The sequence below is a fragment of the Candidatus Chloroploca asiatica genome (genome assembly GCF_002532075.1).
GTDB lineage: Bacteria > Chloroflexota > Chloroflexia > Chloroflexales > Chloroflexaceae > Chloroploca > Chloroploca asiatica.
On record NZ_LYXE01000040.1, the window covers coordinates 1 to 11,194 of the forward strand.

General features: G+C 55.1%; 15 protein-coding genes. 11 read left to right on the top strand and 4 right to left on the bottom strand.

The annotated features are described in order from the left end of the window. The first annotated feature begins 353 nt into the window (after positions 1 to 353). The 11 genes from A9Q02_RS03375 (at position 354) to A9Q02_RS25380 (ending at position 6,141) form a co-directional block, all read left to right on the top strand. Positions 354 to 650, top strand: a complete 297-nt coding sequence (locus A9Q02_RS03375; RefSeq protein WP_097650951.1) for a type II toxin-antitoxin system RelE family toxin — start codon at positions 354 to 356, stop codon at positions 648 to 650. After that, positions 647 to 919: a hypothetical protein gene (locus A9Q02_RS03380; RefSeq protein ID WP_097650952.1), complete on the top strand. Its 273-nt coding sequence runs from the start codon at positions 647 to 649 to the stop codon at positions 917 to 919. Before A9Q02_RS03375 ends, A9Q02_RS03380 begins: the two co-directional genes overlap by 4 nt. Before the next feature lie 464 nt (positions 920 to 1,383). Continuing rightward, positions 1,384 to 1,698: a hypothetical protein gene (locus A9Q02_RS03385; protein ID WP_097650953.1), complete on the top strand. Its 315-nt coding sequence runs from the start codon at positions 1,384 to 1,386 to the stop codon at positions 1,696 to 1,698. Beyond that, on the top strand, positions 1,695 to 2,099 hold the full coding sequence (locus tag A9Q02_RS03390; RefSeq protein WP_097650954.1) for a type II toxin-antitoxin system VapC family toxin: 405 nt from the start codon (positions 1,695 to 1,697) through the stop codon (positions 2,097 to 2,099). The genes A9Q02_RS03385 and A9Q02_RS03390 overlap by 4 nt, the downstream gene beginning before the upstream one ends. A 354-nt stretch (positions 2,100 to 2,453) precedes the next feature. Then, positions 2,454 to 2,684, top strand: a complete 231-nt coding sequence (locus A9Q02_RS03395) for a hypothetical protein (protein ID WP_135479579.1) — start codon at positions 2,454 to 2,456, stop codon at positions 2,682 to 2,684. Continuing rightward, positions 2,677 to 3,021 carry a type II toxin-antitoxin system PemK/MazF family toxin gene (locus A9Q02_RS03400; RefSeq protein ID WP_097650956.1) on the top strand — a complete coding sequence of 115 codons (345 nt, stop codon included), beginning with the start codon at positions 2,677 to 2,679 and terminating at the stop codon, positions 3,019 to 3,021. The genes A9Q02_RS03395 and A9Q02_RS03400 overlap by 8 nt, the downstream gene beginning before the upstream one ends. Before the next feature lie 632 nt (positions 3,022 to 3,653). Then, a complete protein-coding gene (locus A9Q02_RS03405) occupies positions 3,654 to 3,872 on the top strand; it encodes a hypothetical protein (RefSeq protein ID WP_097650957.1) in 219 nt (72 codons plus the stop codon). A 53-nt stretch (positions 3,873 to 3,925) separates the two neighbouring features. Then, a complete protein-coding gene (locus A9Q02_RS25300) occupies positions 3,926 to 4,108 on the top strand; it encodes a ParE family toxin-like protein (RefSeq protein ID WP_425430788.1) in 183 nt (60 codons plus the stop codon). Positions 4,109 to 4,756: 648 nt separating this feature from the next. Next, the gene (locus A9Q02_RS03415) at positions 4,757 to 5,017 is read left to right on the top strand and encodes a type II toxin-antitoxin system Phd/YefM family antitoxin (protein ID WP_097650959.1); all 261 of its coding nucleotides are present in this window, start codon (positions 4,757 to 4,759) and stop codon (positions 5,015 to 5,017) included. Further along, the gene (locus A9Q02_RS03420; RefSeq protein ID WP_097650960.1) at positions 5,014 to 5,454 is read left to right on the top strand and encodes a type II toxin-antitoxin system VapC family toxin; all 441 of its coding nucleotides are present in this window, start codon (positions 5,014 to 5,016) and stop codon (positions 5,452 to 5,454) included. The genes A9Q02_RS03415 and A9Q02_RS03420 overlap by 4 nt, the downstream gene beginning before the upstream one ends. Positions 5,455 to 5,715: 261 nt before the next feature. After that, the gene (locus tag A9Q02_RS25380; protein ID WP_097650961.1) at positions 5,716 to 6,141 is read left to right on the top strand and encodes an alkyl sulfatase dimerization domain-containing protein; all 426 of its coding nucleotides are present in this window, start codon (positions 5,716 to 5,718) and stop codon (positions 6,139 to 6,141) included. A gap of 332 nt (positions 6,142 to 6,473) precedes the next feature. On the opposite strand, the gene A9Q02_RS03430 is transcribed toward A9Q02_RS25380, so the two are convergent. From A9Q02_RS03430 to A9Q02_RS03445, 4 genes are all read right to left on the bottom strand, one after another. After that, positions 6,474 to 6,836 (bottom strand): hypothetical protein, encoded by a 363-nt coding sequence (locus A9Q02_RS03430; RefSeq protein ID WP_097650962.1) that lies wholly within the window; start codon positions 6,834 to 6,836, stop codon positions 6,474 to 6,476. A gap of 104 nt (positions 6,837 to 6,940) precedes the next feature. Beyond that, positions 6,941 to 7,906 (bottom strand): ABC transporter permease, encoded by a 966-nt coding sequence (locus tag A9Q02_RS03435; protein ID WP_097650963.1) that lies wholly within the window; start codon positions 7,904 to 7,906, stop codon positions 6,941 to 6,943. Between the two features lie 10 nt (positions 7,907 to 7,916). Next, a complete protein-coding gene (locus A9Q02_RS03440; protein WP_097650964.1) occupies positions 7,917 to 8,876 on the bottom strand; it encodes an ABC transporter permease in 960 nt (319 codons plus the stop codon). A gap of 64 nt (positions 8,877 to 8,940) precedes the next feature. Beyond that, positions 8,941 to 10,791 carry a peptide ABC transporter substrate-binding protein gene (locus A9Q02_RS03445; protein WP_245860274.1) on the bottom strand — a complete coding sequence of 617 codons (1,851 nt, stop codon included), beginning with the start codon at positions 10,789 to 10,791 and terminating at the stop codon, positions 8,941 to 8,943. Positions 10,792 to 11,194: the final 403 nt, after the last annotated feature.

Here is an 11,194-nt window from a genome sequence, read left to right on the forward strand (position 1 = left end):
CCTGCACCTTGAGCGCGTCGGCTTCGCTCAACAAGGATTATGTGGCGGCTTCGCGCCACATGAATCCTTAGTTCGTTGGGCGGCCCGCAACCCATAACGCCCTTCCATGGTAAACAGCTATTGAGGGTATGGTTCATGAGTCGTTCCGCATACGGCTCGGTGCTGACAACGTGTATGAGGTTATCATAAACCATATACACTCCATCCGGAAATACCTTACCCTAGAGATAAAATATCAGGATAAGAGTAAACAATATACCCTCTTCGCGCACTCCCTGAGGCTGGACGCGCCGTAGTGTGCTCGGCTCTATGGTATACTTTCGTTGGCGACCATGCATGCGAAGGTACGACCTGTGGCATACTCTATCGAGTACACGGATAGCGCGATCGAAGATATCGCCTATTTTACCAAATACGAACGGGGATTGATCGTCACCGCGATTGAAACGCAACTCACCCACGAACCGCTCCGCGAGGTGCGGAATCGGAAGCCAATGGAACCCAATGCGCTGGCCCGCTGGGAAGTTCGTGTCGGGAAGTACCGGATCTTCTATGATGTGGAAGTCAGTGACCGTGTGGTTCTGGTCAAAGCGGTGGGCTGGAAAGAGCATCATCGGCTCTACATTCGTGGCAAGGAGTATATCTTATGAAAACCGTAGACCTTACGCGTGTCGTCGATGCGGTGGAAGAACTGCTCGATCTTGCAACTGACGATGGTGTCTTGCTTCGACTGCCCAATGGGAAAGTCTTTTTGCTTCGCTCAGTAGTGGAAGACGATGAGGAGCATGACGATTTCGCCGATGAAATTGCGCGAACACGCCAGAATAGTGCGCTGATGGCGTTGCTTGAGGCACGGTCGCAGGAGCAGGCACGCATCCCGGCGGAAGAAGCACGGCGTCGCCTTGGATTAGATACCTAAACGATTGAAGGCATATACAAAAATATATATTATTTTAGCATATAAAACAGATTAAAGTGTTAGTAAGTAAAGCTGCATATCGTCGATCATTGTGGTAATTATCGTCAACCGCACGGGTACGATTCCGCGCCATAATCGTTGCGGGGAGCGATCAATCATTGACAGTAAACACAAATATATGCCGTTGTTCTGCGGTAAATGCGCCTCTGGTGTCAGCCACGCCGCCCAACATGGCTCGCAGGTGACGCCGCTGGCGCATCCCGTAACCTGGCGTTTTTTTACAAAGCCGTCGTATGCCGTCAGCCGTGCCCACTATCGAACCTGCCAGCGGCGCACCTGAAGCCCGGCGTTGGGCGGCAACTTTCCTCACATCGCAACGTCCTCACCATCGCGAAGCAGTTTGCTACCAACGCCGACACCGGCTACAATACCGCATGGTATCAGTCTCTGGAAAGGCGGAGGAGATGAACACAACAACAGTTCAGAGTGTCGTTGCTGCCGCTCAAGCGTTGTCGCCCACAGAACAGTTTGAGGTTATTCAAGCGCTCACGCGCGTGCTTCAGCAGCGGTATCTTGGTACCGTTTCTTTTTCCGTTACCCAGACGCCGATTATTCCGCTTCCTGCAACGGTTCGTCGAACACCGCCAGTCACAAATCTTGCTGATTTTGCCGCTGACTTTTGGCCGGAGGATGAAACAGCCGATGACATTACGACCTATATCGCCCAACAACGAGCGACTGACCGAGCACGTGATTTGCCTGACCAAGAACTGCTATGAGCACAGTACTTGTTGACACCAATGTCGTGTCCTACCTGTACAAGCAGGACACACGAGGATTGTTGTATGAGCCCCATTTGATTGGACAAGAAGCCGCAATATCGCTGATGACGATGGCTGAATTGTTGCAATGGGCGGTGGTTCGCAATTGGGGTTTGCCGCGCGTGCAACAGTTAGAAGCTACTGTGACCCATACGTACACGATTGTGCCACCTGATGTCGACACCTGCCGTTGGTGGGCAAGCGTTCGCGCGCAACGTTCAGCTCGTGGCCTACCGATTTCGCCGCAAGATGCGTGTGTAGCAGCGACAGCACTTCAGTATGGTATCGCGCTGATAACACATAATCCTGACGACTTTGAGCACATACCTGATTTACGCATTATCACCGAGAAGAAGTAGCGACGCTGCGACGAACAGCAGACCGTTATCGAAGGGTTGCCGCCCAACACCGCATGCAGGCGACCGGCGGAATCGGGGCGATTTTCGGAATCAGATTCGTGCCAACCGTCGTGCCGATCTCTCGGCGTGATGTGCCGCCGGCGCCTGATGCGGATCGTTGGGCGGTCTATCAAAGCTATTTCCAGTTGAAGGCCGTATCAACAAAACGTCGGTAGCGCAAGCTTGTGGCTGGCAGTTTTCACGCGCAGCGGTTGGAAAGAACGCCTATCCTCCTTGTTTTTACCTCTCTGCTATAATAAAATAACGTATCATCGCTTTCGAAAAAACGATTAACATTCATCGTGGGAGAATATTATGGACATAACGACCACACAAAGTATGCCCGCAGTTAAGTACGAGGCAATCGTACAGGAAAACGGGCATATTGAACTACGCGTTCCGTTCGCGCCAGGAAAGCGGGTCGTTGTCTTTGTGCTTCAAGAACAAGAAGAACAAGATATGTTCGTCGATCTTACCCATGCTGCCACAAGCAGCCTGGAATTCTGGGATCATCCTTTTGATGATGAGGATTGGAATAATGCTTGACCAAGGGGCAATTGTCCTCATCCCAGTGCCGTTTACCGACCTTTCATCAACAAAACGTCGGCCAGTGATCGTCATCTCCAGTGCAACGTATAATCAGACGACATCGGATATGATTGTGGTGGCGATGACATCAAACCCAGCCCAAACACCATACAGCTTCACGATAACGAACCAGGATCTTGTGGAAGGCTCGCTTAATCGGCCCGGACAAGTACGGACAGATAAAATCTATACGCTATCCCAGAGTATCGCCGTGCGTGTTTTCGGAAGGGTGAAAATAGAGACGCTAGAGAGAATAAAAGAACTGCTGAATAAAGCAACACAGATAGAGCAATAACAGCACTGCCCGCCCGCCCAACATGGCGCTGTAGCACGACGCCGCTGGGGCGTCCGCGAACCTGGCGCGTTTTTCATACGTTTTCATACGTGTCGCGTGCTGCCAGCTGTGCCATCTATGAACACTGCCAGCGGCGCGGCTGAAGGCCAGGCGTTAGGCCACCCTCAACCCGTACGCCGTTCGCTCCAAGGTCGCATATCGTGTCTGTCGAGTGAAGAACGCCTGAACGACGTATGCTATCATTTGCAGCCAGCGTGAGAAAAGCCAATGCGTCACGCGAACGCCGTATAGCCGCACGCACCCAGACCGTAGCGTACGCGTAGCGATCCCGATCGCCGGGTGTGTCGAAAGATGCCTGATTGTGTATCCGTTTTGCGCACTGCAATCACGTACACGCCCGTCGTCCATCCCATCTCCGGCCCAACATCGCACTGTAGCCGACGCCGCTGCACGGCCCCAAACCTGGGCGAGTCTGCCAGCGCCGGCGCGTGCCATCAGCAGTGCCATCTATGACGGTCGCAGCAGCGCAGCTAAGCGCTAGCGTTGGGCGGCCCTCAACCCGTAGCGCCGCTGTGGGGCACGATGCGGTATACTAGGAGGCAGAGAGATTGTTCACCCAAAGGAGAACAACCATGACCGCTCTGCTTGAACAAGCCCTTGCCGAAATGCAGCGTCTATCGCCTGCGCAGCAGGATGCGATTGCAGCGCTCATTTTGGAAGAATTAGCAGATGATGCGCGCTGGGATGAGGCGTTTGCACAATCCGGCGATGTACTTGCACGTTTGGCCCAGAAAGCACGTGCTGAGAAGCAGGCAGGTAAAGCGAAGCTGATGGGGTTTGATGAACTGTGAATTCGTACCTCACCGACGACTTTGTCACCGCCTTTCGGGCCTTACCCGCGAATGTGAAGGACGTTGCTCGCAAGAATTACCGCTTGTGGAAAGCGAATCCCGGGCACCCGAGTCTCCACTTTAAGCGTGTGCATTCAACAGAGCCTATCTACTCGGTGCGGGTCGGGCGAGGATGGCGCGCGCTCGGGGTGATGGACGATACAAGCATCACCTTATCATTTGCTTACGTAGATTAGCATCATCTCTTTAAAGCTTCACACTAAAGAAAAGACATATATTTGAGTTGTATGATTTACACAAGTTTTTGAAGAAGTAACCTATGATATACTATCTTTAGGGGATCGCTATTCAGCCACGTAAACTTAACTACGAATGTCTTGGAAATGCAGAGCCACACCTTCATTGGCATATCTTTCCCCGCTACGCGGATGATCCCAGTCCGGGAACAAGCTCTTGGAAGGTTGACCGCACTGTACGTTACCATGAGCAGTATCGTCCTACCAGCGAGGAGCGGCAACAGCTCAAAGAATCACTCTTGGAGGAACTCCGAAAACAATCACTATTGTCACTCATTCGCACCTGGAAAGAGTAGTAGTGCATAATTATTAACAGTCTTCGCGTACATTTCCTATCTCCAAGCGAAAAATGCCGCTTTCATGTCAACCAGCCGCCCAACATCGCTCGCACCTGACGCTGCTGGCGCGGCCCGCAACTTGGCGTTTTTTTAGCGCACCGTCTCGTGCCGTCGCTCGTCTCGTTCTACGGAAGCCGCCAGCGGCGCCGCTGAAGCCCGGCGTTAGGTGGCGTATAGCCAGACTCTACCCTCTTGACACGGGAGGCAAAGAACATTACCATACCTAGACAGACTAGACAGGAGCTAAGGTATGAGCCGCACATGGCAACTCCAAGAGGCCAAGAATAAGTTCAGCGAAGTCGTCGAAGAAGCCATCAAGCATGGGCCACAGATAGTTACGAAACGTGGCGTTGACACCGTTATTGTGATTTCATACGAGCAATATCAAAAGCTTCTCTTGAGTCAACACAAGCTCTCTGAGTTCTTTCGTGCCTCCCCTTTAGTAGACGTTGAAGAGGAACTTGACCTAGCGCGTGATTCTCGGCCAGCACGAGGTGATATTGAGCTATGAAATATCTTCTTGATACAAATGTCGTATCTGAGTTAATCAAGAAGCAGCCAAATCCGAATGTCGTGCAATGGGTAGATGCACAAGACGCAACTCGAATGTATCTCAGCGTGATTACGCTTGGCGAAATACGGAAAGGTGTAGAAAAGCTTCCACCGTCACCACGAAAAGAAAAAATCTTTACCTGGTTATCATCGGAGCTCCTTCTTCGATTTGATGGACGTGTTCTCCCACTTACGACAGAGGCCATGTTACGCTGGGGAGAACTTACCGGACAATTAGAAATGCAAGGCACTATTCTCTCGGCCATAGACTCTCTTATTGCTGCGATCGCTCTTCACGCGCAATGCACGCTCGTTACGCGAAATACCGATGATTTTCGGGGTATAGGCATTCCGTTACTGAACCCGTGGAAGACGAGACCAGAAGAAACAGCGTAAGGGTGTCACGTATTCCGAGCGGGGCATACGTAAGACATACAGACATAACGACTACACACTGACAAACCAATTCGATCCTCGTCTCGATCTCGTGATGCTGCCAGCGGCGCCGATGAAGGCGGGTGTTCGGCGGCATTGCTCAGTGTATGAGGTTCAGAATGAAAAAGCGTGAGTTTTTGAAGGAGAGAGACCTTGACAGCCGGTATAACTTTTGTCATACTCTCGTTATGAAAACAGCCATCTCTCTTTCAGACCCGCTGTTTGCCGCAGCAGAGCAGTACGCACAGGATAAGGGTCTCTCCCGCAGCGGCCAATGCGGCGCTGCTTCAGCAGTTGAACTGGAGCGACACCCAGGACTACGAAAACGTCAAAGCGGTCTACCAGCACTATCTGGGCTTCTTCGACGGCAATCCGGCTAACTTGCACCCGCTGCCGCCGGAGGCTGCCGGCAAGAGATATGTCGAGTTTATGGGCGGCGCGGACAATCTGCTGACGCAAGCGCGGGCATCGTTCGAGAAGGGCGAGTACCGCTGGGTGGCGCAGGTGGTCAACCATCTCGTCTTCGCCGACCCGGACAACCAGGCCGCGCGTGCGCAGCGGGGGTGCCAACGCCATCCATGTCATTCCGAACGCAGTGAGGAATCTTCGCTGCGGCGCATGGAAGACCCCTCGCTCCGCTCGGGGTGACACGGCGGGCGCAGCGGGGTGACACGGCGGGCGCAGCGGGGTGACACGGCGGGCGCAGCGGGGTGACACGGCGGGCGCAGCGGGGGTGCCAACGCCATCCATGTCATTCCGAACGGAGTGAGGAATCTTCCCTGCGGCGCATGGAGGACCCCTCGCTGCGCTCGGGGTGACACGGAGGATGCCTTGGGATGGTCATGACCCGCACGTCATATGAAAAACCTACCCCCAAGAGGCCCCACCCTCGTACGGGCACGGCGCCGCCCGTGCCATCACCGCCCCCGCACCATGCTGCCCCAAAATCACAGCCCATCACACCATCACAAAAATCATAGTTAAGACCCCGCACGCCACCGCCCCCTCGGCGCACGAAAACGCGCCGGTGCCCCACGCACACGTCGCACACGCCGCTCAGGGCGCAACGCCGCCAACGCCGCCTCGGCTAGCGCAACGAGCCGGTCAGGGTCACCTTCAGCACCTGCGCTCCGCGCCACCTGCCGCACCGCCTGAGCAATCGCCCGCAACCCGGCCTCCTCCTCCTCCTCCGAAGCCTCGGGCACCGCCACCTTCACCGCCGCCTCAGTCGCCCATCGGATCAACGGGGCCGCCTGTACATCAAGCAAATCACCCGTCAACCCCTCATCCTCCATCAATCGCTCAGCCGCCATCTCCTGGCGCGGCGTCAATTTCTCGCCCATACAAACTCCCCTCGGCTCACTCTTATGTGCAAGGTATTGAATTAAAAAAACGCCAGCAATGCTGGCGTTTTTTTAGCAAGCTTCCTCGAGTCACAAATCCCCACTCACAACCGCGAACGCGGATCAAGCGCGTCGCGTAACCCATCCCCTACATAGTTAATGCACAGCACCGCCAGAAAGATCAAAAAGCCGGGAAATAAGACCATCCACGCCGCAAAATCAAGAAAGTTCTGCCCGTCATAGAGCAACCGCCCCCAGGTTGGTACGTCGGGCGGAAACCCGAGCCCCAGGAATGAGAGCACCGACTCGGTGATGATCGCCGCCCCAACACCAATCGTCGCCGCGACGATGATCGGCCCCAGCGCGTTCGGCAAAATATGCTTGAACATGATCTTGGGCTCGGTGACGCCCAATGCCCGCGCTGCTTCCACAAATTCCTTCTCTTTCAACGAAAGAAAAGAACTCCGTACCAGCCGCGCAACCGTCATCCAGTTCAAGATGCCGATCACAAAGACGATCAAGACAAAAATGCCCGTCTCCGGGCCGAGCGCACGACGTAAGGTGTCACGAAAGAGAAAGATCAAAAGCAAGAGCAATGGCACAACCGGCAAAGCGAGAAAAAGATCGGTAATGCGCATTAAAATACTATCGATGCGTCCACCGAAAAAGCCAGCGACAGCCCCGATCAAGGTGCCAACCGTAATCGAGATCAGCATCGCCGCAACGCCAACCGAGAGCGATACCCGCCCTCCAAGCATAACGCGGGCCAGCATGTCGCGCCCAAGATCATCGGTGCCCATCGGGTGCTCAAGACTCGGCGGCAGCATGCTCTTGCTAAAATCAATTTTGCGCGGGTTGCCCCCATACACCAGTGGCCCGACTGCCACCATGATCACAAGCAAGCAAAAGATCACCGCACCAACAACGGCCATCCGGTGCCGCCGGAAACGCCGCCACGCATCCCCCCACAGCGTCCGTGGTGCCTTCGTTGGTTGTAAACGTGACAGTTGCTGAAGGGTCAGATTCGGCGCTGCTGGCGTTGTTTCGAGTGGTGGATTGGCTTCTGACATGCCGCTTCCTTTACTCATATCGGATTCTCGGATCGAGAATTCCATATAACACATCAACAATCAAGTTAAAACTGACCACCAGCACCGCAAAAATGAAGGTGATCGCCATCACCACCGGGGTATCTGAGTTCTGGATCGAGCGGATCAGCAATTCACCAATGCCGTTGATCCGAAAGATCTGTTCGGTGACAATCGCCCCCGTGAAGATCGTCGGGACACCAAGCGCGATCAGGGTTGCCACCGGAATCATGCTGTTGCGCAAGACGTGCCACAAAATCACACTTCGTTCGTTCAACCCTTTGGCCCGCGCCGTCCGCGTGTAATCCATTGGCAGATTCTCCATCATCGAAGCCCGCACAAAGCGGGTCAGTGTGCCTGTCTGATAGAGTGCCAGCACTGTCACTGGCATAATCATCTGCTTCACCTGCTGCCAGAAGCTGTTCCAGTCAGTGACTTGCAGCGTCGAGTTGTAGATAAAGGGCAACCAGCGGAGGTTGACCGAGAAGATCAGGATGAGTAAGAGGCCAGTAAAAAAGGTGGGTACAGAAAAACCAATAAACGCAAAGGTTGTTGCAATATTATCAAAGGCTGAATAGGGTTTCACTGCCGAAATGATCCCAATCGGGATCGCCAGACAAATCGAAATGATATACGCTAGGCCAATCACTTGCAGGGTCTGCGGCAACCGTTGCCCAATCAGATCAATCACCGGCACACGCGCCGCAAACGAAAAGCCCCAGTCGCCGCGCATCAAGGCTCCGAGCCATTTGAAATAGCGGATGTACCACGGATCATTCAACCCGAGCGAGGCGCGAATCTGCTCACGTACCTCGGGTGGTACCGATGGATCGGCAGCAAACTGTGCGAGCGGATCGCCCGGCGCCAGCGCCAGTACCGCAAAGATCACCAGGCTGATCCCCAAGAGCGTCGGGATGGCAAACAAAATCCGCCGAATGATATAACGACCCATATGCACCACTTGCTTTGGCCCCAAGCAGTCAGTGAAACTGACTGCTTGGGGCCAAACAAAAGCTTTACTCTTTATACCAGTTCGCTACGTCCCACAACTCCGAGTCCCACCCCGAGGGGTTGTAACCACGGAGGTCATTGCTCGCACCGGCAACACGCGGGCGTGCAACCAGCGGAATCATCGCGACATCCGAGCTAATCAGGGCATCCATCGCCAGCGCGATTTCGACCCGCCGATCAGCATCGGTCTCGCCCCGCAACTCTTCACAAAGGGCATCATACTCGGCGTTCTGCCAGCGCATGTTGTTCTGCCCACGCCACTCGTTCTCGCGCTGCGAGGCCTGCTCCGAGATCCACTGGCACAGGTGCGCCGTTGGATCGGGTTCGCTCGCCCCGGTGGTGTACATCTGGATATCGGCAAAGAAGTGCCCGATGTTGTCCGGGTTGCCCACATCACTGCCAAAGAAGACACCAGCATCAACGCTCTTCAGCTCAGTCTCAACACCAATCTCTTCCCAGTTGGCCTTGATCAGCTCCTGCGTCTTCTGCCGCAGTGTGTTGACGCTCGTCTGGAAGAGCACGCTCAACCGTACGCCGTCCTTGACCCGAATGCCATCGGCACCACGCTCCCAGCCAGCTTCGTCCAGCAGGGCATTGGCCGCGTCAATATCCTGCTCACAATCACCATAGAAGTCATCTGGCCCTGAAGCAAATGGCTCGTACCAGAGCAATGAACAGGTCGGGAAGCCCGTCGGTCCATAGAGCTGCTCCGAGATAGCCCGACGATCAATCGACAGCGCCAGCGCCTGTCGCACAGCCAGATCGGTCAGGAAGGGGTGCGGCTGGCTCAACTGGCCACGCTCGTCACCAAGCGTCGCGTCAACATTGGTGAAGTTGATCAGCAACCGCTCGACGTTCGCCGTGTTGTACGGTACCAGCACGCCCTGGCCACCCTGGTTGATCAACTGCTGCAAGACGGCAGCCTCAACCTGCAGGTTCCAGGCCCAGTCGGTTTCGCCCGTCTGGAAGACCGCACGGGCAGCCGAAGGAGCATCGCCACCACCCTTGATTTCGACCCGCTGGAAGAAGGGCTTGTCAGGGTCACGGTAGAATTCGTTGATGTCATACTGAACCGTGTCACCAACGCGGAAGTCAACCAGCTTGTACGGGCCAGTCCCAATCGGGGCCAGGTTGGCTGCCTGACACGCCGCGTCAGTTGAAGCGGCAGCACCCATACAGTCCCCAAACTGGGCCTGCTGAATGATGCGCCCACTGTTGCTGGTAAAGGTCTTGTACGGGTTGGCGTTCGGTGCATCCCAGGTGATCGTGACCGTGTAGTCATCAACCGCCTCAACCGAGGCAATGCCAGAAAAGGCACTGGCCGTTGTACAGGCCGTCGCTTCATCAGCACAGTACTCGTACGTGAAGACGACGTCCGCCGCCGTGAAGTCACTGCCATCCGACCACTTGATGTCGTCACGCAGCGTCCAGGTGATCGAGGTCAGATCCTCGGCAATCCCCCCGTTCTCCAGCGTGGGAATCTCGGTCACAAGCTCGGCTACGAGCTGGCCGTCAGGCCCGATCGAGGCCAGTGGCTCAAGAATCAGGCGCGAGGCGTCCCAGTCCTTGGTGCCAACCGCAAGGTGCGTGTTCAGAATCGTGGGTGCCTGCCAGTAGAGAATGCGCAGCAGATCACCGGCACCACGCCCGGTCGCGGCGGGTGGTTCAGTCGGCGCTTCGGTCGGAGTCTCCGCCGGTGGGGCCGTGGTGGCCTCGGTCGAAGGTGGAGTGGTTGCCTGAGCAGCGGGGGGCTCAGACGTGGGAGCCTGTGCGGGCGGGGCACCGCCACACGCCGCGAGCACCATCGTGAGCACAAGCGTGGCGAGTAGCCAGGTCAAAAGCCGTTTGCGATCCACAAGTACCTCCTGTAGACAAGACAGCGATCAGCCATGTAGATGTCTACCAGCTATGCTGGAAGAGGTGAGGGTGTGAAGACTGCCCCCATCCTCATCATCCCAAAGATAGAGTGAGCCTCACTCCATGCACACAAAGCCCTGGTCTCCACCAGAGTTGTTGCAGCGTTGCCTACACGTTCTTTCTTTTGTTGGCATGCAGGGCCAATCAATTAACGTCAGTTTAAGGGTTGGTTAAAGGTAACACACAAGTCATTCTGCTGTCAAGTCTCTGCCCCGATTTATCTTCATCCGTCAGGACGATAAATTGTGCCGGTTTAGCCCATCAAGAGATACTGTTGGCGAACCCACCATAGGAAGCCCGCTCAGAGCATCTAGCCCATGAGTTTGGCAAACGCTGAGGTTC